Origin of the sequence: Bacillus sp. FSL R7-0646, assembly GCF_037969865.1 — a bacterium.
In the GTDB taxonomy this organism is placed as follows: domain Bacteria; phylum Bacillota; class Bacilli; order Bacillales; family Bacillaceae; genus Bacillus; species Bacillus licheniformis.
On sequence record NZ_CP150217.1, the window covers coordinates 4,046,517 to 4,067,571 of the forward strand.

General features: G+C 42.8%; 19 protein-coding genes and 1 pseudogene. 4 read left to right on the forward strand and 16 right to left on the reverse strand.

Translation table 11 applies throughout. The features are described 5' to 3' along the window. Positions 1–231 precede the first annotated feature (231 nt). The 16 genes from MKY62_RS20940 to MKY62_RS21015 form a co-directional block, all read right to left on the reverse strand. Complete coding sequence (locus MKY62_RS20940; RefSeq protein WP_009329959.1) at positions 232–774, reverse strand: hypothetical protein; 543 nt, start codon at positions 772–774, stop codon at positions 232–234. Positions 775–792: 18 nt separating this feature from the next. Further along, entirely contained in the window at positions 793–1,782 is a 990-nt protein-coding gene (locus MKY62_RS20945) for a choloylglycine hydrolase family protein (RefSeq protein WP_016885647.1), read from the reverse strand. 127 nt (positions 1,783–1,909) lie between these two features. Continuing rightward, positions 1,910–2,743, reverse strand: coding sequence for a hypothetical protein (locus MKY62_RS20950; RefSeq protein ID WP_016885646.1), 834 nt, complete (start codon positions 2,741–2,743; stop codon positions 1,910–1,912). Between the two features lie 21 nt (positions 2,744–2,764). Beyond that, positions 2,765–3,778 carry a DUF4236 domain-containing protein gene (locus MKY62_RS20955; protein ID WP_025805456.1) on the reverse strand — a complete coding sequence of 338 codons (1,014 nt, stop codon included), beginning with the start codon at positions 3,776–3,778 and terminating at the stop codon, positions 2,765–2,767. 187 nt (positions 3,779–3,965) lie between these two features. After that, complete coding sequence (locus MKY62_RS20960) at positions 3,966–5,345, reverse strand: glycoside hydrolase family 43 protein (protein WP_085960394.1); 1,380 nt, start codon at positions 5,343–5,345, stop codon at positions 3,966–3,968. Positions 5,346–5,503: 158 nt separating this feature from the next. Further along, entirely contained in the window at positions 5,504–6,949 is a 1,446-nt protein-coding gene (locus MKY62_RS20965) for a DEAD/DEAH box helicase (RefSeq protein ID WP_016886328.1), read from the reverse strand. 138 nt (positions 6,950–7,087) lie between these two features. After that, a complete protein-coding gene (locus tag MKY62_RS20970) occupies positions 7,088–7,690 on the reverse strand; it encodes a hypothetical protein (protein ID WP_016885642.1) in 603 nt (200 codons plus the stop codon). Between the two features lie 18 nt (positions 7,691–7,708). Further along, a complete protein-coding gene (locus MKY62_RS20975) occupies positions 7,709–8,488 on the reverse strand; it encodes a hypothetical protein (RefSeq protein WP_016886326.1) in 780 nt (259 codons plus the stop codon). Between the two features lie 14 nt (positions 8,489–8,502). After that, a complete protein-coding gene (locus tag MKY62_RS20980; protein ID WP_003177763.1) occupies positions 8,503–10,095 on the reverse strand; it encodes an LXG domain-containing protein in 1,593 nt (530 codons plus the stop codon). Positions 10,096–10,112: 17 nt separating this feature from the next. Continuing rightward, a complete protein-coding gene (locus tag MKY62_RS20985; RefSeq protein ID WP_016886325.1) occupies positions 10,113–10,382 on the reverse strand; it encodes a YwqI/YxiC family protein in 270 nt (89 codons plus the stop codon). Positions 10,383–10,391: 9 nt separating this feature from the next. After that, positions 10,392–10,784 carry a DUF5082 domain-containing protein gene (locus MKY62_RS20990; protein ID WP_003177767.1) on the reverse strand — a complete coding sequence of 131 codons (393 nt, stop codon included), beginning with the start codon at positions 10,782–10,784 and terminating at the stop codon, positions 10,392–10,394. Positions 10,785–11,112: 328 nt separating this feature from the next. Beyond that, on the reverse strand, positions 11,113–12,414 hold the full coding sequence (locus tag MKY62_RS20995; RefSeq protein ID WP_003177769.1) for a pyrimidine-nucleoside phosphorylase: 1,302 nt from the start codon (positions 12,412–12,414) through the stop codon (positions 11,113–11,115). A 30-nt stretch (positions 12,415–12,444) separates the two neighbouring features. After that, positions 12,445–13,626, reverse strand: a complete 1,182-nt coding sequence (locus MKY62_RS21000) for a NupC/NupG family nucleoside CNT transporter (RefSeq protein WP_003177771.1) — start codon at positions 13,624–13,626, stop codon at positions 12,445–12,447. Between the two features lie 81 nt (positions 13,627–13,707). Further along, positions 13,708–14,379: a deoxyribose-phosphate aldolase gene (gene deoC, locus MKY62_RS21005; protein WP_011198451.1), complete on the reverse strand. Its 672-nt coding sequence runs from the start codon at positions 14,377–14,379 to the stop codon at positions 13,708–13,710. A 125-nt stretch (positions 14,380–14,504) separates the two neighbouring features. Continuing rightward, a complete protein-coding gene (locus MKY62_RS21010) occupies positions 14,505–15,443 on the reverse strand; it encodes a sugar-binding transcriptional regulator (RefSeq protein ID WP_003177775.1) in 939 nt (312 codons plus the stop codon). Positions 15,444–15,478: 35 nt separating this feature from the next. Beyond that, positions 15,479–15,913, reverse strand: a complete 435-nt coding sequence (locus MKY62_RS21015; RefSeq protein WP_011198452.1) for a DUF4275 family protein — start codon at positions 15,911–15,913, stop codon at positions 15,479–15,481. A 254-nt stretch (positions 15,914–16,167) separates the two neighbouring features. Between MKY62_RS21015 and MKY62_RS21020 the strand changes: the two genes are divergently transcribed. The 4 genes and pseudogenes from MKY62_RS21020 to MKY62_RS21035 all read left to right on the forward strand — a co-directional run bounded on the left by MKY62_RS21020 (position 16,168) and on the right by MKY62_RS21035 (position 21,050). Beyond that, positions 16,168–17,250, forward strand: coding sequence for a hypothetical protein (locus MKY62_RS21020; RefSeq protein ID WP_025805461.1), 1,083 nt, complete (start codon positions 16,168–16,170; stop codon positions 17,248–17,250). Continuing rightward, positions 17,231–18,082, forward strand: a complete 852-nt coding sequence (locus MKY62_RS21025) for a diguanylate cyclase (protein WP_003177783.1) — start codon at positions 17,231–17,233, stop codon at positions 18,080–18,082. The genes MKY62_RS21020 and MKY62_RS21025 overlap by 20 nt, the downstream gene beginning before the upstream one ends. Continuing rightward, entirely contained in the window at positions 18,072–19,802 is a 1,731-nt protein-coding gene (locus MKY62_RS21030) for a DUF2334 domain-containing protein (RefSeq protein ID WP_016885639.1), read from the forward strand. The genes MKY62_RS21025 and MKY62_RS21030 overlap by 11 nt, the downstream gene beginning before the upstream one ends. After that, a pseudogene (locus MKY62_RS21035) lies at positions 19,795–21,050 on the forward strand (glycosyltransferase). The gene MKY62_RS21030 and the pseudogene MKY62_RS21035 overlap by 8 nt, the downstream one beginning before the upstream one ends. The last annotated feature ends 5 nt before the right edge of the window (positions 21,051–21,055 follow it).

Consider the following 21,055-nt stretch of genomic DNA (forward strand, 5'->3'; position numbering starts at 1 on the left):
TCACATCACCTCCTTATTTTGGGTATAAAAAAAACCTAAATTACGCCGGCTTAAACGGGACAATGCCCCAGAAAGCTGTACGCAACTTAGGTTTTGCCTGCAAAAGCAGTAACAATCCTTAAGAAACTTGCTGATATTAGTTTGTAACTATACTTTAGCACCCGTTTTTGTTCATGTCAACGCTTTCATTACAAATGTCTCATAAAAAATAGAATACATGAAAACTAAAAACTAAGACTTTATACCTTCATTTCTTCGTTTTCTAGCTTTCGCCGCCTTTTTCATAAGCAATGCAGGGTTTCGCCTTGCTTTCCTTCGCGCCGCCGGCTCTACAACTGCTTCTTTCGGTTCCTGCTGCTTATGAAGAATGAATCCGGCAGCCATAAACGGAATCCCTGATAAGTTCGTGAAAATGTTTTTAATGCCCATCGCTAAAATAAAAGATCCCCATGGAGAAAACGGATCTTTTTTGATTTTTACGTAAGCGGCGATTTCCAAGGCAATAAAAATGATCGACTGTGCTAATATCACTATCAGCAAGCCCAAAATGAACAAGAGGCCCAAATTAAATAATGTGCCTGAGTAGAGCATCAATTTCAGCGCAGCTACGAAAGTTCCAGCCTCCATATATCCGTCCGTGACATTTGGATTCCAAACAGCATAAGCGTCAAGCTGATGTTTGAAATGAAAAAACAAAAATAAAATGAACAACCAATATATGCTATGTAAACTGATGCCTAATAAAATGAGTCTGTCTGCTGCTTTGTTTTGCAATGTTGCTCCTTCTTTCGTTTATGATTGAAGAGAATGAACCGTCTCTTCCTGCTTTGGCTGAAACGCCTTTAATTCGTTGCTGTCCAGGTCTTCCTGTAATAAGCAAACCTTTTGAATCTGCCTGTTTTGATAATGGTGAAAATAGTAGCTGCACGTCTCGCTGCACATTACCGCCGTATATTGGGTGTAATCGTCTTCGCCTTGATCAGTCATAACAACCCCTTTAGGAATATTCATATTGGAGAGGACATGAAACGCGGCAGAGACGCCTTCTGTTTCATCGGACACAGGCTTCATGTGCTCTTTCAAAAATGCAGCCCTGACAAAGCGGGATGGCGGCGTAAAATCTCCTGGCAATCCGGACAGCCCGGAACCTTGACCAAAAGCCGACAGCGTCAGGCCTCCCATTTTTTTCGCGGCAAACTGTCCCGGCTGAAGACCGATAAAGTTGCGCAAATTGGTCAAATGCCAAGGGAAATCCGGACTGTTCGTCAGCACGCCGACCGGATTATCATGAATTTGAATGCCGTCTGCCGTCGGTTCAACAACGACGCTTGCCCCGGAGCGGTCCGTTAATAGCCAATGCAGCGGCGTCACCGTACTCAGCAAGCTGACCTCTCTCTCAACAATGTTTAAGGAAACAGCCGCTTTTTTCACATCCTCCAAATCGCCGCATTCCGACAGCACCCATGTCACGAATTCGTGCGGCGCAAGATTGCGGCTTTGCTCTTTTGCTTCGTTTTCATACACAGCATAGCCCGGGAAATAAAGCGCCGCGCAAGACAATCCTTTTTCATTCACACCATCGGCAAACAGAGCATTCTTGAGCCTTCTGCCCATCCCGATATACGCATACCGGCCGGCATGCTCGCTGCCGTCCGCTTCACTTTTCCATTTGTAGCGACGCGGATGCAACAGCACCTCCCCGTTAAGCTCAAAATCAAAATCCATCGTCCTCGCCAATAAATGCTCCCGGCCCGCAGTCGTCAACGTGATACTTGTACACATTGCGCTTCATCCTTTTTGTTTGATATTACACTTCGTGAACTATTTTTATGTTATCGAATTGGAAAAGATTCGTCAAAATGAAAGGGGTTATAGAAAAAAGCCGGGGTTTTCATCCCGGCACATAAATTCATTCAACAATTTTTCTTTTTTCTTTAAATTTAGTATAATCATCAACTATACTTTTTAAAAGTCGATCTATAGCTGTAAATACCGTAAGGATTAAGAACATGATATAGTCATTAGCAGAATCAGCAACCTCTAACCCTATTACAATTTTAAAATCGGAAAAACTTTTTGAAATGGTTATAATCAACAATAACAGGTACCCAATAATCCTTCTAATATTTTGTTCTTCCGTATTGAAAGTTGAAAAGTAAATCCAACTTGCTAACGTTAGAGGTAGGGTCAATAAAAATAAATAAAAAATACTATAAGGTATACTGTTAACTTCGGTTAAAAAAGTTAAAATTAAAATTAAAAATAAACAATGAAAATACAGACTCATTCCTGTTTTTCCAAAAAACACTTTTAATCTATCAAAAATATAACTATTTCTATTCACTTTAGAGATAGTATTTTCAATTAAACTCTCGTATTCTTTTTGATTTTTTTCTAATTCTTTTTTAATATTTAAATTAAAATCCCCTATAAAGATAGTACAAAAAAGAAAGAAAGCTAGTAATCCAAAAAATAAAAAATTGAGAAGAGAGTTGCTTGGTGATAAAACACAAAATAAACTTACGGCAATAAAGATAATCATTAATAAAATAAAAAAGTACTCACTAGCTCTCAATGTCTTTTTATAAATTAATAAGGTATTTTTTTGTTCAACAAACTTTCTAAACTTTTTAAAGCTCTCCTTACTCATGTATTTGATAGAAGGAAATATAAATTTATCAAGAACAAAGTTAGATCCAAACTTTACTATACATGCAATAATAATTAATAAAATAAGACTCATTTCATCTACCTCGTATCAAAATTAAAGGTGTATACCTTCTACAGGTTGGAGACCCTTAGTCTTTTTAAAATCCAAACTAGTTTCAAAGAGTTGAAGAGTATCAATTGGTTTAATGTAATTAATATTTAAAGCCATGAACTGCTCTTTTTTAAATTTAACGCCAAAGATAGTCATTGTTTTCTCATGTCCATCCACTGTATCAATTCTTTTTTCTAAAACATTAATCGATACAGTCTCAACAGGAATTATTTGAAAGATTACTTTTGCTAAACCTATAGAAAGACTGGCAATAAAGTTTAATTGGTTTTGATAATATTTTGTTTTGGTTAGCTTTTTAGTTAACAAGTTCCCAGCAGAAGAGATGTATTCTTCTTGATTCGGTAAAATTGATGTGTCCACTAATAGATTCAATAAAACTTCACTATTTTCATTCGAAATAATCTCTTTTATTTTTCCTATAGTATCTTCAATCTTAATAATATCTTCTAAAATTTCACTATAAGCAACACTGTTTTTGTCATCAATAATTTTCACAAATTTTTGTTGCTTTACCCACTCATCATATTCTTTCTTATATTTAGTTTCTGCATCAGTAATTTCTTTATTTAACTTTTCAATTTTTGTTTTATCTAATCTAAGAATTCTCTCAAAGAAATTGGGTTTATAATTATTTAAATCACTTTTTAATTGAGCTACATTAATCTCTGGCGGTGACTCTTTTTTAATTTCTTCCCAATTTATTTGCCTGCTCGTTAATCTCGTATGAAATGAAGTTAAATGATTGAGGTAAGCATTAAGCTCTAAATTATTTGAATAATTGTTATTATTCAAGTGACTTTGTTTTTGTGATGAAGAAATAGATTTACTGGAACTATAAGATAGACCTGTACCGGGGATTTTTGCACTTGTTGTTACTTTGCCAGAAGTATTATAAGTTATCCTGCCATTTTTGCCCCCTAAAGTCATCCCAACACTTTTTTTATTTATATTAAGTTTGACACCAGGCATTATTTTAAAACTCCTTTTAAAACCCATTTTATCAACACCCCTTGTTGATTTTTCTTCATAGAATCTCACGAACAACTTATGTAGTAAAAAAGACCATATATGTATTATCGTATAATCCATCCTGAATTTCCATATTAAAACAACCATTTGATCTAAATCATTTAAAAAGCACATACCTTTAATCAGGAATGTGCTTTTAGAGATGAAATTCCTTTTAAAATTCCGCTCTTTTTAAACTACTCCCCCAAACCGCATCTCCCTCACGAGACAACGCACTAAACGTCATCACCTTACGCTCAGAAGCCGCATCCCACTGACGCAAAAACACGCCATCGTAGGTTTTTCCGTCGATCTTGAGTTCTATTTTGTTATGCCCCGTGTTCTTCCACGTTCCGGCTACTGCGCCTGTTATTTTGCCATTTTGATTCAAGCGGATTTCTTTCGATTCTTTAATATCTGCGGAGATGTCTTTGCCATGACGCACCAATTCGTAGGCGCCAATCACATCTGATGTTTTCACCTTTTCGAGCTTTTCTCCGGCATAGCGGTGAGGGGCGGCAACCTGCCAGCCTTGTTTGTTCATCAACAGTTGGTGGACGCGGACTTCGTGCTCCTCGCCCCGTCCCGGGAAGCGGGTGTGGAAGATTAAATATGATTTACCGCTTTTTTCATCGTAAAAGGCAGAGTTATGGCCCGGCGACACATAGCCGTTTTTATTGTTAAATGAGAAATTTCCCATCAGTTTGACGCCGTACTGTTCGATTGAACGATCGTCAAAAAGCGTTCCTTCTTTGCCGCGGACGTCAATCATCGCGTGGCCTTCTGCATCATAATAAGGGCCGTCAGGGTTTTTGGAGCGGGCGACGCGAATGTTGTACCCGCCGTCAGCGGCAAGCCCCCCGAAGGACATGTACAGGTAGTAATACTGTGTTTCAGGATGGTAGAGAATATATGCGCCTTCAATACGGCTGTGGTTGCCGCCGATCAGCTTTTTGCCGTATCCCTGTCCCGGAAGCGGAAATCCGGTTTTCTTGTCCATTTCTAAAATAAAAATTCCGCCGGAATAGGAGCCGTACACCATCCACAGCTTTCCGTTTTGATCAAAGAATGTGTGGGGATCGACGACATTTGGGTGCTTTGTCGCGTCATAAGGCGTCCCGTCATTGCTGATCCCATCCATTCCCGACTTCAGAAAAATGCCTTTATTTTTGTATGGACCTTCAATGTCGTCTGCGACAGCAAGCCCGAGGGCGGATCTCGGAGAATCCCCGCGGCAGGCGTTGTAATACATATAAAACTTGCCGTCCTCAAGCTGGGTGACATCAGGCGCCCACAACGTATCAGATTCAGCCCATTCAAAGGTTTCTTTTAATTCTTCATAGACGTTCGGAATCAGAGGATTGCCGTCGTGGACACTCGAGGAAATTTGCGTCCAATTCATCAGGTCCGTCGATTTGGCCGAAGCTAAATGGGAGCCGAACACATAGTACGTGCCATTCGCTTTAATAATCGATGGATCATGTACCGTCACTTCTGAAAAAACAGGTTTTTGAGTTTGTGCAGAGGCTTGGTTTGGCGCGAAACATGCAGCCATGATGAAAAGCAATGCAAGGACTTGGATGAAACACTTTCTCATATTCATTTGTTCTCCTCTCTTTTAAAACGCTTTCATTTTTTGACAATCCATCATATGCTGCTTATCCAAGGTTTATTACGAGCAAAAAAGCTCCCGACAAAATCGGCAGCCTAAGATTATTTCCTCGCTTTATGCACTTTCAGCAATTTCCCTTTCACGGTCGTGTTTTTCATCGCATCTAAGACGAGCGGACCTTTGCCGTTTAAAATTTCAACGAATGAACCTTGCTCCTGGATCGTGATAATCCCGATATCCTCGGCGGAGACGCCGTCAATTTTAGCAATCGTTCCGACGAAATCAACGGCTCTCAGCTTCTTCTTTTTTCCCCCGTTAAAGTAGAGCCTCATGATTTCCTTATTTAACGATTCGCTCTTGTCCTTTTTGAGATCCGGCTTCGCATTGATTTTCTTTAGAAAAGCCGCTTTTGCTCGTGCAATTTCTTCTTTTGACGGCGCTTCAATAATAGGAATGGGAAAACCGATATAGTCTTCAATGTCAGCAATCATCCTCTTTTCACGCGCACTGGCAAGAGTAATCGCTTTTCCCCGGCTGCCGGCTCGGCCTGTTCTTCCGGTACGATGCACATAGCTTTCTTGATCTAATGGCAGCTCATAGTTGATGACATGTGTGATGTTCTCAATGTCGATGCCTCTTGCCGCCACATCTGTCGCGATTAAATAGCGGAACGCTCCCCGTCTGAAACGGTTCATCACGGCAAAACGATCCTCCTGAGGCATGCCGCCGTGAATTTTCTCGCACGGATAACCCAAAACGGATAGGCGCCGCTGCAACTCATTCACTTGCTCCTGTGTGCGGCAAAAGACGATGCAGCTGTCCGGGTTTTCAACAATGAACAGATCCACTAAAAGCGAAAATGGATCATTTTCGTTTACAATGATCAGTTGATGCTCGATGTCTGCGGTTGTCGTACCGCCTGCTTTAATCTCGATTTTCAAAGGGTCTTTCATATATTGAAGGGATAGATGCTCCACATCCTCCGGAAAAGTTGCTGAAAACAGCATCGTCAGCCGTTCTTCAGGCAAATGGCGGATGATTGCTCCCACTTGATCGATAAATCCCATATTCAGCATTTCATCGGCCTCATCGATGACAAGGTATTTCAGTTTTTCTAATGGAAGGGTTCCTTTTTCAATGTGATCCAATACGCGGCCCGGCGGCCCGACAACGATATGGCATTTTTGCTTGAGCTCCGTTTTTTGCCGTTCAAAGGATGACTTCCCGTAAACAGCCGCTGCTTTTATTCTTTTATAGCGGCCGATGTTCGTCAAATCCTCCTTAACCTGAGCGGCAAGCTCGCGCGTCGGTGTCAAAACCAAGGCTTGTGGTTTGTTCTCTTCCCATTCGGTCAGCTCGCAAAGCGGAATTCCGAACGCGGCCGTCTTCCCGCTCCCCGTCCGCGATTTCACCACAACATCCCGCTTTTTAAGCACCGCGGGAATCACTTCGCTCTGCACCGCAGTCGGCTCCTTATATCCTAAGTGATCGAGCGCTTTCGTAATATCGCCGCTTAATGCATATTCTTTAAAACTGGCTTTGCTCATGTATGGACTCCTTTTGGTCATATGATTTCCAGTGAATGATGGTGTTATGAATGTGATTATACGCGAATCATGACTGATTTCAAAAAGACATGAAAAAGAGGCTGCAATCAGTGCAACCCTAAGAAACACCCTACAGTATCAATTGTTTTCAAAAATTAATCCGATCATAGTAAGCTCCCACAGCAAAACAGCGATGAAAATGACGCCCAGTAGACGCTGTAATACAAAAGGGAGGCGGGCTAAAACGATTTGGACTTCGTAATTTAAAGAGGAAACCAGAATGGCTACATATCGAAAAAAGTCGGTGATCAGCCCATTTGATTCGTCATATACGTTGACTTCATATAGCTTAATGATTAATGTTGGTACAAACAAAGAAACAAATGCAAACACCATGTTAATTGTTAAATATATGATAAGCGCAGAATTGGGATACGGTATATCCCCTGACATCGCAAATCCAAAAAATAAACTAAAAATAGAAAAAACAAATATACCTATTGGGATATTGGTCTTTCTTATAGCTCTTGAAGGAGGGCGCGCAATTGTCTTTTTTGTTTGAAAACCATATACCAATGCAAGTAAAATGATAAACAGCTCAGCAGTGCAAACAAACATAAAAAACATAACATTGGCGTTTTTTTCCCAATAAGGTTTATTCAACAACAATAGAGCAGTTAACAATATTAGAATAACATTGCTTCTCAGCCAAAAGAATCGGCTTTTTTTAAAAGAGAACATAAATAGAAATCCTTTCTACTATAAATCATAAAATTCATTCATTGTATCCACTATTTTCCCAAAATATTCGTCGACTGCCACTGGTAGAAGATATAGCGAGCCAGTTTTTTTAATATTTTCATAATCTAAATGCCAAATGAAATTATCACTTCTTAATAAAAAAGCAACTTGATCTAATCTTGTTTGATTTTGAATATAGTCACTTTCTACAAAAGAAATATTATCGAGCTCTTGGTTGTTTGCTAAAAAGTCAAAGGAAAATTGACTTATAGTCGGATGCGTTTTCGGGTCTTCCGCCATTCTTTTAATAACGTCAGCTTCAACCTCGTGAAACTCATCAAATGAATCTTCATCCATTTCAAAAATTTCATGTTCTGGTTTTTTATCTGTATATGAATGATAAAATGTTTTCAACATTTCTAAAAACGACTCTCTGCTTCTTAAAATCGAAAAACTATGATTTTGATTTTCGATCTCCTGCACAATGAGTTCATCTTTTTGAACATGGTGTACAATCAGCACCCTTTTCCGATGGATACAACGAACTTTTCGCTTTGATTGAATGAGTAAGTGAATCAGGTTTTCTAACCCTTTTTGTAAATTAGATTCTGTGTCATCAGCCCAATATCCTCTTTGTTTTAAAAGATTTTCGGCTTGAATTGAAAATGGCTCAATATCTTTTTCATCTTGAATCAACTGCTGATCATTGATAATATCTTCAGCAGCTTTTTCATACCTACACAATAAAAATGCGGCAACGAGTTCATTTGTTGTTAATATAATTTTAGAGTCTAACATTATACTCCTCCTTATTACCTGAACCAGCTAGTGACAAATTCCTTTGCACCTGAGAGTCCGTCTGAAATTGTATCTGTAGTTTCAGAGGCCTTTTGACTTAACCATTCACCAGCTTCCTTACCTTTATCTTCTATCCAACCTGCAGCATCTTCTCCCCATTCTTTTACTTGATCTCCCGCAATTATGGATCCAGTTATACCAATACCAGCTCCAATTGCTCCTCCAATAAGGGTGCCAGGACCTGGACATACTAATGAACCCAGTCCAGCTCCGCTAGCGGTCAACGCTCCAACTCCAGCATCCATTCCAATCCCTGCTGAAAATCGGCCAAATTTTTCGAACCAAGATTTATCTTTATTATCATCACTAAAAAACTCAGCTCCATTTGTAGTCAAGGAGAATATTGTTCCAGCATAAGGTATTTTTTTGGCGAGTTTTGTAATACTAGCTTCATCCTTAAACTTCCCAACAGTCCCTTTCACATCAACCTTAGTCTTATAACTCTTCAGTTCCTCTGGCTTATGCTTTAGGAAACTTTGGCTCTCCAAAATTTTCTTGTAGGAGATCCTTGTTGTGTTAGGCCCCAATCCAACAATCTTTCTCAAAAGGCCGCTTGGTTTATTTTGAAATTTGCCGAGCCATTTTTTTATTGGTTTGCTTGAGTTTGGATCGCCTTTTTTCAGGATGTTGTAAACAAACTGAGCCACCTTGGAATCGTATTTTCCGTTAGCTCCTTGCGTCCATTTCGGAGAGGCTTTCACACGGAAGTTTCCTTTTCCGTCTTTTTCAAGCTCAAGCATTTTCGTCGCCAGTACATTCACGGCTATGACGCCTTTTGTTACGGCCAACGCGCCGTTTCCTGTTCCGATTAAATCAAGCCATTCAGCGATTCTGCCCATCATTGTCGGATCGTCTTGTTTTTCTGCTAAATCAACGGCTTCGTCAATCATTTGTTTAACGACATCTGTTTCAGAAAAGTAGTTTTCAACCTCTTTAATCGTTTTTTTAGATAAGATCGCGCCTCCCTTTGACCAAGTGTTCACCTTTTCAGTGAGCTTGGATAGCTGAGCGATCGAATTTGACGATTGTTTTAATATAGAATTAGCATCGCGATCAAGCTCTTTTAAATCAGACACCGTGTTGTTCACATGTTTTTTGGCTTCGGAAATATGCTCATTAAATGATGCCAAAGAGATAGATCCGCCCCCAATCAAGTGGCTGATTTTATCAACTTCGTCATTAATCGAATCAACCGTATCATTCGTTTGACGTTTCAGTTCTGTTAAGCCCTTTTTGACGTCATGCGTCAGAAATTCTTCTTTTACAAAACCCTCTGTTGATTCATAAGTTCTGATTTTTGCTTTAATGTCTTTTAAATTCTGTATGTATTGATCTATAAAGTGCTGAAAATAAAGCAGCACGGGAAGGTGAAGAACAGAAAAGTGTTCTTTGATCGCATTTCCGCCTTCTCCTTTTAATGCATCATCAAGCTCTGCAATTTTTTGTACACTTTCCCTTATGGCGTTGATTTCTTTTTCCTCTTGCTTTTTTTCCTTAATCAATTGGTCAATCGCGTCAATGACTTCAGAAACATCTAAAACTTTCAAGAGAAAACCAGCCCTCCTTATTTCATTTTTTGAGAGATGTTTTTATCAGTATCAATCAGGACATTAATGTTTGACCATGCGTCCTTTTCAACTGAAGATAGCGCCTCCTTGTATTTTTTTAGTAGCTGCTCGTATTCCTTTTCGATTTTTTTTATTTTGTTCACTACATCCATTGAAGAATTAGCGATATCGGCTTTTGAACCTGATATCGAAAGTGCGCTGATTTTTGTCTGAAGGCTTGAAAACGCCGTTTTGACTTCTTCTGCTTTTACCTTTATTTCTGCCATTCTTTCACCTCAATGATTGACTTGTTTTTTTATATCTGTAAGCTGTTGTTTTTGTATACTTAGAAACATCTCCATATTAGAAATTTGCATTTCAAGATTTTCAATCTCTTGCTCAATATGCGAAATCAGACCATCTGTTTCTCTCTGTATATTTTGATAGCTGTGTGCAATGTTTGATCTAATATTGATAAATTGCTTTGTATGTCTGCCATTCCATATATGTGATGTAATATCTGGCTGATTGATGAGAGTGGCATTGTTTGAAAGGGTGTGAAGTTCACCGGTAATAGCTGTTTTTGCTTTTTTCAGTTCAGCGATTTTGCTTTGGGTATCCTTTATATTGTGAGATAAAGAAGAAATATCTTTTTCCAAAGAAGAGATTTTAGCAGCATGGTTAGACATATCGGGTTCACCTCATTTTTCAGAAAATAAAAATCCGCACGTTACTATTCGCTTATTCCACTGTATTTCGGTTAGGTATATTGTTGCTTTACGGGAGAATCTAACGTTCTTGTAAATCAGACCTTTTTCATATTACAATATCATCCAAAATAGGTAAATAGGATAATGGACTTGGTTTTCTTGGATTTTCTTGAATCGATCAATTCAAGATACAAACGATGTTATTTAAAATAGCGTCCTGGACTTAGTTCAAATGACCTTTTCTCAAATTCCGTGACATCAAAAAAACAGCACACACCCAAAGGTATGTGCTGTTTTGCATGTTCCTCTATTCCGTAATCACCGTATGCACAAGCTTCGGTGCTTCGGCTGTTTCCGCGATTTGGATGTTGTCGTAGACTTTTGCGATGACGTCATCGACATTTTCGCGGTTTGCGTATAGGGTAACCAATGGTTCGCCTTTTTCGACTGCGTCGCCGACTTTTTTGCGGAGCATGATGCCGACGGCGAGGTCGATTTTGTCTTCTTTTGTTGCGCGGCCGGCGCCCAGCAGCATGGCCGCAACGCCGATTTGATCGGCGACGATTTCAGACACGACGCCCGCTTCTTTGGCAGGAACGTCGATTTTATAGGCAGCCTGAGGCAGCTTTTCTGGGTTATCCGCGACAGAGCTGTCGCCGCCTTGATTCTGCAGGAAGTCTTTGAATTTTTGCAGCGCTTTTCCGTTTTTCATCACGTCGATCAGTTTCTCTCTTGCTTCGTCAAGGGTCTCCGCTTTTTTGGCGAGAACGACCATTTGGCTGCCCAATGTTAAGACAAGCTCAGTCAAGTCTTCAGGACCTTCGCCTTTTAATGTATCAATCGCCTCTTTCACTTCAAGCGCATTTCCGATGGCAAACCCCAGCGGCTGGGACATGTCGGAGATGACGGCCATCGTTTGGCGGCCGACATTGTTTCCGATGCGGACCATTGCTTTTGCAAGGTTGACTGCATCTTCATCGGTTTTCATAAATGCGCCGGCGCCCGTTTTGACGTCAAGGACAATCGCATCCGCCCCTGCGGCGATTTTCTTGCTCATGATCGAGCTGGCAATCAGCGGGATCGAATTGACCGTGCCTGTCACATCGCGAAGGGCGTACAGTTTTTTGTCAGCAGGCGTCAAGTTTCCGCTTTGGCCGATAACGGCGACCTTGTCGCGGTTGACGAGCTCGATGAATTCATCTTTGGAAAGTTCCACGTGAAACCCTTTGATCGCTTCGAGCTTGTCAATTGTTCCCCCTGTGTGTCCGAGGCCGCGTCCCGACATTTTGGCGACGGGTACGTCGAGAGCCGCGACAAGCGGTGCAAGTACGAGCGTCGTCGTGTCGCCGACGCCTCCTGTTGAGTGTTTGTCGACCTTGATACCTTCAATCGCGGAAAGGTCGATCGTTTCGCCTGAGTTGACCATCGCCATCGTGAGATCGGCCCGCTCTCTGTCCGTCATGTCCTGAAAATAGATGGCCATCGCCAGAGCGCTCGCTTGATAGTCAGGAATGCTGCCGTCGGTGTAGCCTTTAATGAAAAATTGAATTTCTTCTGTTGTCAATTCTTCTCCATTTTGTTTTTTTGTGATGATATCAACCATTCTCATTGTGATCACCAGTCCTTTTTTCAATGTTTATCAATAGATCAATCCTACAACGGTCGCTGTCAAGAAACTGACGAGCGTTGCGCCGTACAGCAATTTCAACCCGAAGCGCGCGACGACGTTTCCTTGTTTCTCATTCAGTCCTTTAACCGCACCGGCGATAATACCGATCGATGAGAAATTGGCAAATGAGACGAGGAAGACGGAAACAATCGCTTCGGTGCGGCCGCTGAAATGGAAGCTGCCTTGTGCGAGAGACTGCATCGCGACAAATTCATTTGAGACCATTTTGGTTGCCATGATACTTCCAGCATTCACCGCTTCATGCCATGGAATACCCATCAGGAAGGCAAACGGCGCAAAAATAAATCCGAGCAGTTCCTGGAATGATATACCTAGTGCGGCGCTGAAAATGCCGTTAATCATTGCGATGATCGCGACAAATCCGATCAGCATGGCGGCCACGACGACGGCGACTTTAAAGCCGTCCATAATATATTCGCCCAGCATTTCAAAGAAGGATTGTTTTTCCTCTTCCTGTACCTCTACCATATCATGTTCTCGATCGACTTCATAAGGATTGATAATCGAAGCGATAATAAATCCGCCGAATAAGTTCAATACGAGCGCGGTGACAACGTATTCGGGCTTCAGCATCGTCATATAGGCGCCGACGATAGACATCGAGACGGTCGACATCGCCGAAGCGCACAGCGTATAAAGTCTGTGTTTAGGCAGCAGGCCAAGCTGCTTTTTTAACGAAATGAATACTTCAGATTGCCCCAGTATCGCCGAAGCCACGGCATTGTATGACTCCAGTTTGCCCATCCCGTTGATTTTGCTGAGCGCAAGACCAATATATTTTATAATAAACGGAAGGATTCTCCAATATTGCAGAATACCGATTAAAGCAGATATAAAAACAATCGGTAGAAGTACGCTGATGAAGAATGTGGATTCATTCACATTCACCAGTCCGCCAAAGACAAAATTCACACCTTCTGCCGCATATTCAAGCAAATAGCCGAAGCCCTTGGCAAAACCGCCGACGAGATAGTTTCCGACACCCGTGTTCAGCAATATATATCCCAATGCGAATTGCAGCACGATCATGACGATAACCGGGCGGTATTTCACTCTTTTCTTTCCGCTGCTGACCAGCCATGCAAGCCCTAAGACGACAAATAAACCAATGAGCCCGATGAGATATTTCATGTTTTGATCCTCCTGGTGATGTATTCGCTTACATTTTTGTATCTGCGCGCAGGAAGCTTCCGCTTCCCGCCGCACTGGATCTTAGTAGTTATCTTCATTTTTTCCTTCTGCTCCGCTGACGATGGAAACGCCTGCGCTTGCACCGATCCGGGTCGCGCCGTTTGAGATCATGGTTTCAACGTCCTCTTTTGTACGAATCCCTCCGGATGCTTTGACACCGATGTCAGGTCCGACGGTTTTCCGCATCAGGGCGATATCTTCCGCTGTCGCTCCGCCGGTTGAGAACCCGGTTGAGGTTTTGACAAAGTCGGCACCGGCAGCAACAGCCAGGCGGCAGGCGCGCTCTTTTTCTTCGTCTGTCAACAGACACGTTTCAATGATGACTTTAACAAGCGCTTTACCTTTTGCGGCTTCAACGACCGCGCGGATGTCGGCCTCGACAAAGTCATCGTTTCCGTCTTTTAAAGCGGCGATGTTGATGACCATGTCCACCTCTGTCGCGCCTTTTGCGATAGCGTCTTTTGTTTCAAACGCTTTTGTCTCTGTCGTGTTGGCGCCCAGCGGAAAACCGATGACCGTGCAAACGTCGATTTCCGTTCCCTTCAGCTCTTCGGCGGCAAATTCGACCCATGTCGGGTTGACGCAGACTGAAGCGAATTGGTATGCTTTCGCTTCTTCTATTAATTTCTTAATCTCGGATTTTTGTGTATGCGGTTTCAATGCTGTATGATCAATGAGATTTGCAATCGTCATTTACTAGCACTTCCTTTGTATAAGATAGTTTCAGCATAACCGATTTTTGAACAAATGTAAATTATCATATGAAATTTTGTTCAATAGAAAATAAAGTAAAATCCAGGCTGTTCTTCCTGGACACTTCAGTCATCAAGCAGTTCTTTCGCCGTGTGCTGATCAATAATCAGCACATTGGCATACTTGCCTTTGAGCGCACCATGAATAGCGGCTTTTTTCCGGCTGCCGCCCGCTACGAGAATCGACCGTTCTTTTTCCCTCAAGTCAGCCAATTCAATGCCGATCGTCCGCGAATCGATAGCATCGCTGCAAATGTTTCCTTCCGCATCAAAAAAGCGCGAACAAATATCGCCGACTCCACGTTCTTTCAGGAGGGCTTTTTCCTCTTCATGAAAATACCCCAGCCTGAACAGCAAGGCTTCATCGCGTACCGTGCCGACTGTAAATAACGCAATGTTTGCCTGTTTTCCCATTTCTATGATCCGCTTGATGTGCCTGTCCTGTTCCACCATCTGTTTGACTTCCGGATTGTCAAACACGACCGGAAGCGGCAAATACCTCGGCATCGTTTGAAAAGCTTCGGCAAACAGCTGAATCGTTTCAGACGAATAAGTGTTGACGCTGGAATGGCTGATTCCGCCTTTCAGTTGAACGACCTCTGCGCCCTTCACCTGTTTAGGCTGCATATTTTGGGCGATTTGGTACATCGTCGTCCCCCAGCTGACGCCGACAATGTCGCCGTCCTTGACTGCGCCGTGCATATATTCGGCCCCGAAGCGGCTGAGATAATGCGTGATGGTCGTATAATCCGCGGTCGGCGAAAAGACAACATGCGCTTCTAGAAGCCCGTATTTTTCCTCAAGCATCGCACCGAGCGCATCCATATCTTCAAACGGGTCCATAACGCGGATTTGGACATACCCCTTTTCCTTGGCGAACTGCAGCAGCCTTGATACCGTCGGTCTTGAAATCTGCAGCTGTTCGGCGATTTGCTGCTGGCTGTAGTCAGACTGATAGTAGAGCCTCGCTGCTTCAATGCTCAATTGCTGTTTTTCCTTGTCCATCACGTTCCTCCCCTTTAGTAACGCTTTAACCCATATTATATAGGTTCATGCTCCTTCTCATCCAGCTGAATTGCAAAATACGGTCCGTATGCAGACTCATGCGTCACCGCATATGTCCATGTCATATGTTTATCCGTTATATATGCATCTTCTTCTCCTTTCAGATCTGCGGCTATCAGTTGTTCAGCATGTTCAAGAATATAGGCGTCATCCGTGTGCTGGTAGAATAAAAAGCAATCGCGCTTCGGCTGTTCGCTAAAGGCTTGATCGGCCTGTCCGCCGGTAAAACACGGCTTCATCCCATAGCTGAATAAATGCCACAAAAAATGGCTCACCAAGATCGCGTCCCTTTCCGGAAGCTCCATGCTTGCGGCAAAACGGTTTTCCCACGTTTTTCTCAAGTAAGAGCCCCACTTCGGTATTTCTGTCACTTTCACATTTTGTCTTTCAAGCTTGCTGATGATGTACATTCAGGCCCTCCGTTTATTTTATTTTTCCAAGCGCTAGCACACCCGCTAGTTCTCTTCTACATTTCCCCTTTTAAAAATCAATACGAAAATCCTGCTATTGATGGAAAAACATTTTATTATTGGACTTACGTCCTGTTTTTGGATAGTCCAAAAAGATCAAATAAATCTAGCAATCTCCATTTTTTCATTTATAATAAATAAGTCAAAATCATTACTCAAAAAAACATTCGGGGTGATCTATCGTGAAAGCACCCGTGAGGTATATATGGATTGGTATGATCCTGTGCTTTTTATCCGTCAGTCTGGCCGTCGGCTGTATCAAAGCTGAAGATCAGTCAGATGATGAGAAAAATGATGAAGCGCTTCAGCCTGCCGAACACTTCGTTTACCGTCATTTAATGAGCGATCAGGGGCTGATCAAAACCGGCTTTTCCGACCAGCCTGTTTACTTGTCGGAATCGCTTGGCTTGTGGATGGAGTTTTTGATCAGCAAAAAAGACGGCGAGCATTTCCATGAGCAATATCAGCACCTGAACGAATCCTTCCTTATGAACAACAACCTGGTGTCATGGCAAATCCAAAACGGTCAGGCAAGCGGGGTGAACGCCCTGATCGATGATCTCAGAATCATGGTGAGCCTCGATCAAGCGGCAGCTCTATGGGGAAACAGCGAGTATAAACAAACCGCTCGGAACATCGGTGCCGCATTAAGAAAATACAACATGAACAACGGGATATTGACGGACTTTTACGACTCCGCCTCTCAATCCGCGGCAAAAGATATCACGCTTTCCTATATCATGCCAGATGCGCTATCCATCTTGAAAAAGAATGGAGTGATAAATAAAGAACTCGAAAGTCGGAATGCCAGCATTCTTTATCGCGCCCCTTTGAAAAACGGTTTTCTCCCAAAAGCATACAGTACAGAAACGAAAGCATACACCTATGACCATGAAGTCAATCTCATTGATCAGCTTTACGCAGCTTGGCATTTACCTCCGAAGGATCAAAAAGCCGCTGTATTAGCGGATTGGCTCAAACAGACGTTTCAAACCGGCGGAAAACTGTATGGCCGGTATTCGCTCGATACAAAAAAGCCGGCGGTCCAATACGAGTCTCCATCCGTTTACGCGTTGGCGATTTTATTCTTCATCAACCAAAACGAAGATAAAACCGTCATTAAAGCGCTGTATGATCGAATGAATGATTTTGAAATTCTTGATTCGTCCGAGACGTATTATGGGGGATATATGAGCGGAAATGATACGCATTCTTTTGATAATCTGCTGCCCCTATTAGCCGAAAGGAAGCTTTTAAATGAAAATCTCATTCAATGAATCGCATAAAATGTTCGCTTATATGACAGGACTTGCAGCAGCGCTTGCGTTGTTCATCCATTATATCTCAGTCCAGCGGTTCGAACCCGTTCTCATCATTTGCATCACACTTGCCATCATCGCAGCAGGAATATGGCTCGGATCGATTTACGCACTGGCTGGGACCATCATCGTCCTGTTTGTTCTCGGCACTTTGATGATGTTTTTTCACACAGGCCAAGGAGAAGCTGCTTCGTCTGAAACCGGACTGCAAATGCTCGTCATCTGGGGAGTGGCGCTGTTGCTGTTTTCCTTTATGTCAGGGAGAATACACGACATCGCGATCGGACTTCACCGCTCCGTCAAACACCTTCAAGACGAAATCAAAAGCTTTGTTGCGATTGACAGGGTGACAGGCTTTGATAATAAACAGAGGATGAAGCTGGAGCTGTCAGAAGAAATCAAGCGGGCGGAGCGGTATGGCAACTCGTTTGTTTTTTTACTGCTTCATATGCATTATTTCAAAGAGTTCAAATCCCTGTACGGAGAAAAAGAAACCGATCGTCTCTTTCAATTTGTCAGCAGTCAAATCAGATCATGTGTCCGGGAAACCGATAAAAAGTTCCGGCCTGCCGAGGAGCGGTTCGGCATCCTGCTGACACACACGCCTGCCGAACATATGCCCGCCGTCCTTGAAAAACTGAAGAAACAGCTGGATACGTACCAGCTGAAAAACGGCAAGTATGTCACCTTGACCTTCCACGTGTGCCACTTATCATATCAGAACGATTTAAAGACTGCCGATCAATTTTTAGAAGAACTAGAAAACGAGATGATGATGAATGAACTGTAAGCGGCTATTACTTCTATACGCGGCTGTGCTTATCCTGTCTGCGGCTTTTTATGTTCCGGACAGCGCCGAGGCAAAGCAGCAGGAGCACGGCATTCTCATCGTCTATTCAACATTGGATGGAAAAGAGTCAGCCGATGTGAAAATTCTCGACCTTATCGCCGGCCATTTTTCATCCCGTGTGGCCGTCATAAAAGACGCGGATGTCAAAGCATCGGATCTCGCAACAAAAGACCGCGTCATCTATTACGGACAAACGAAAAGAAAGCTGAGCAAAAAGCTCGCGCAGCTGATCAGCTCCTCCAAAAAACCTGTGATAGCGATCGGCTTTAACGCCGGGCAGTTCAGCCAATTTGCAGGTCTTACGCTCAAAAGCAAAGACAATGTGTATCAGATTCGCAGCACAAATGAGGAAATCGATTCCTCTTTAGAAAGCGGAGTCCGTGTCCTCGACGTATCAGGATTGAAGGGAAAAGCATTGTACACATACAAAGCTGACGAAGGAAAAGCTCGTCCTTTTGGATGGAAAACCGGCAAAGGAAACGTGTACATCGGGTTAACCGATTTGCTAAACAACAGCCTCCTCGCCGCTAAACAGCTCAGACAGGCATTTGGTGAAACGGCCGGCAGCACGCTGTTATATTTGCGGCTTGAGGATATCAGCCCGATGTCGGATGAAAAACTGCTGCTCCAAGCCGGATCTTATCTGCATAAACGGAATATTCCTTTTATCCTTTCTGTGATTCCGGTATATGTCAATCCTGAAACAGGCGACAAAGTCTATATGTCTGAAAAGCCGAAGCTGGTCAAAGTACTGAGGAAGCTTCAGGATATGGGCGGAAGCGTAATTGTCCACGGGTATACCCATACATACCGCTACAGCGAAACCGGTGAAGGATTCGAGTTTTGGGATGCCAAAGCCGATCAGCCGATCACATCGGAAAATGCGGAAGAACCCGCGACCCTTTTGCAAAAGGAACAGAGCTTTCCGAATGAAGAGGCATATCAAAACTATTTGAAGCCGTTCAGAAAGAATGAAGAAACTTACACGCGGCAGAAGCTGACGAACGCTATTGAGGATCTCACCGCGGAAGGGCTGTATCCGCTCGCGTTTGAAGCGCCGCACTATACGATGTCAGAGCACGGCTATCAAATCGCCTCACAATATTTCACAAGCTTGTTCGGCCAGGTTCAGCTTAGCGATACAACATGGAAAACGTCAGGCGCCGGTCCATTTGTTACGAATCCGGCCATGCTCCATGGGATGACGCTCTATCCCGAGACAATCGGCTATGTCGATCAATCGGAGCAAAATCCGCTCGGCAAAGTCGAGGAGCGCATCTCTCAAATGATCGATTTTGAAGGCGGAGTAGCCGGCGCATTTTATCATCCTTATCTTGGAATGAAATATCTTCCTGAACTGGTTGATCAAATGGAACGCATTCCAAACAGCGAATGGCTCGATATTAAAAAGACAAAGCAAACTGTTAACACAGATAAAGTAGAAATTCACACAAGCGGAGATGGAACGATTCAAGTCAAAAGCAAAGTCAGCCCCATTGAGACGTTTTTCGATCATCACCAGCAAAGCCCGCTGGAAAAGGCGCTTTGGATTCTCTCTCTTATTGTTCTCTTGTTTGTTGTCATGTTTGTGAGCTATACCCTTTACTTGAGAGCCACATTAAAAAAACGAATCTTTAAGGAGAGAAAAAGCCGTGGGTAATGTTCTGTTCCTAGTCTCGTTAAGCTTAATATGGGTCATGCTTCTGTATCACATGTTTTTGATGCAGGGCGGATTCCGCCACTATATGACCTTCGAACGGAACATTCCGAAGTGGAAAGAGAACGTGAAGGATCTCCCGAAGGTCAGCGTTCTGATTCCGGCGCATAACAAAGAGGTCGTCATTCGGCAGACGCTGAAGGCGATGGTCAACCTCTATTATCCGAAGGACCGGCTGGAGATTATTGTCGTCAACGACAATTCATCCGACCGGACGGGTGACATTGTGGATGAATTTCCCACGCAATACGGCTTTATTAAAATGGTCGTGACCAAACCGCCGCATGCCGGAAAGGGAAAATCGTCGGCGCTCAACTGCGGTTTTGCCGAGTCAAACGGGGACGTCATTTGTGTATATGACGCCGACAACACGCCGGAAAAAATGGCTGTTTATTACCTTGTCCTCGGGCTCATGAATGATCAGAAAGCCGGAGCGGTGGTGGGAAAATTCCGCGTCATCAATGCGGCGAAAACATTGCTCACAAAATTTATTAACATCGAAACGATTTGTTTTCAATGGATGGCACAGGGCGGGAGATGGAAATGGTTCAAAATCGCCACGATCCCCGGCACCAATTTCGCCATCAGAAGAAGCATTATCGAACAGCCGGGCGGCTGGGATGATAAGGCGCTGGCCGAAGATACCGAGCTTACGATCCGGGTCTACAACCTCGGCTACCACATCCGCTTCTTTCCGGCGGCCGTCACTTGGGAACAGGAGCCGGAAACGTGGAAAGTCTGGTGGCGTCAGCGGACAAGGTGGGCTCGCGGCAACCAGTATGTCGTCCTGAAATTTTTGGCTCAGTTTTTCAAGCTGAAGAGAAAACGGATTATTTTTGATTTGTTTTATTTCTTTTTTACGTATTTTTTGTTTTTCTTTGGCGTCATCATGTCAAATGCGATTTTTGTCATCAATTTATTTTATAATCTGCATCTTTCATTCGGTTTTTTGTCTATCATTTTATGGGTTTTGGCTTTCTTTCTATTTATGACGAAGGTCATGATTACACTGAGCATCGAAAAAACAGAAATGAACAGGCAAAACTTTTTCATCGTTTTTCTGATGTACTTTACATACTCGCAGGCTTGGATTGTGCTCGTGATTTATTCTTTATTCGTAGAAATCAAGCACCGCCTGTTCAAGCAACATGGTACAAAACAGAACGATACAATCAAAAGAAAAGCGGGTGACTTTT

Coding starts and splice junctions, on each gene's coding strand:
- MKY62_RS20945 (WP_016885647.1), bottom strand. CDS start 1,782: ATGTGTACAAGTATCACGTTGACGACTGCGGGCCGGGAGCATTTATTG.
- MKY62_RS20950 (WP_016885646.1), bottom strand. CDS start 2,743: ATGAGTCTTATTTTATTAATTATTATTGCATGTATAGTAAAGTTTGGA.
- MKY62_RS20955 (WP_025805456.1), bottom strand. CDS start 3,778: ATGGGTTTTAAAAGGAGTTTTAAAATAATGCCTGGTGTCAAACTTAAT.
- MKY62_RS20960 (WP_085960394.1), bottom strand. CDS start 5,345: ATGGCTGCATGTTTCGCGCCAAACCAAGCCTCTGCACAAACTCAAAAA.
- MKY62_RS20965 (WP_016886328.1), bottom strand. CDS start 6,949: ATGAGCAAAGCCAGTTTTAAAGAATATGCATTAAGCGGCGATATTACG.
- MKY62_RS20970 (WP_016885642.1), bottom strand. CDS start 7,690: ATGTTCTCTTTTAAAAAAAGCCGATTCTTTTGGCTGAGAAGCAATGTT.
- MKY62_RS20975 (WP_016886326.1), bottom strand. CDS start 8,488: ATGTTAGACTCTAAAATTATATTAACAACAAATGAACTCGTTGCCGCA.
- MKY62_RS20985 (WP_016886325.1), bottom strand. CDS start 10,382: ATGGCAGAAATAAAGGTAAAAGCAGAAGAAGTCAAAACGGCGTTTTCA.
- MKY62_RS20990 (WP_003177767.1), bottom strand. CDS start 10,784: ATGTCTAACCATGCTGCTAAAATCTCTTCTTTGGAAAAAGATATTTCT.
- MKY62_RS20995 (WP_003177769.1), bottom strand. CDS start 12,414: ATGAGAATGGTTGATATCATCACAAAAAAACAAAATGGAGAAGAATTG.
- MKY62_RS21000 (WP_003177771.1), bottom strand. CDS start 13,626: ATGAAATATCTCATCGGGCTCATTGGTTTATTTGTCGTCTTAGGGCTT.
- deoC (WP_011198451.1), bottom strand. CDS start 14,379: ATGACGATTGCAAATCTCATTGATCATACAGCATTGAAACCGCATACA.
- MKY62_RS21010 (WP_003177775.1), bottom strand. CDS start 15,443: ATGGACAAGGAAAAACAGCAATTGAGCATTGAAGCAGCGAGGCTCTAC.
- MKY62_RS21015 (WP_011198452.1), bottom strand. CDS start 15,913: ATGTACATCATCAGCAAGCTTGAAAGACAAAATGTGAAAGTGACAGAA.
- MKY62_RS21025 (WP_003177783.1), top strand. CDS start 17,231: ATGAAAATCTCATTCAATGAATCGCATAAAATGTTCGCTTATATGACA.
- MKY62_RS21030 (WP_016885639.1), top strand. CDS start 18,072: ATGAACTGTAAGCGGCTATTACTTCTATACGCGGCTGTGCTTATCCTG.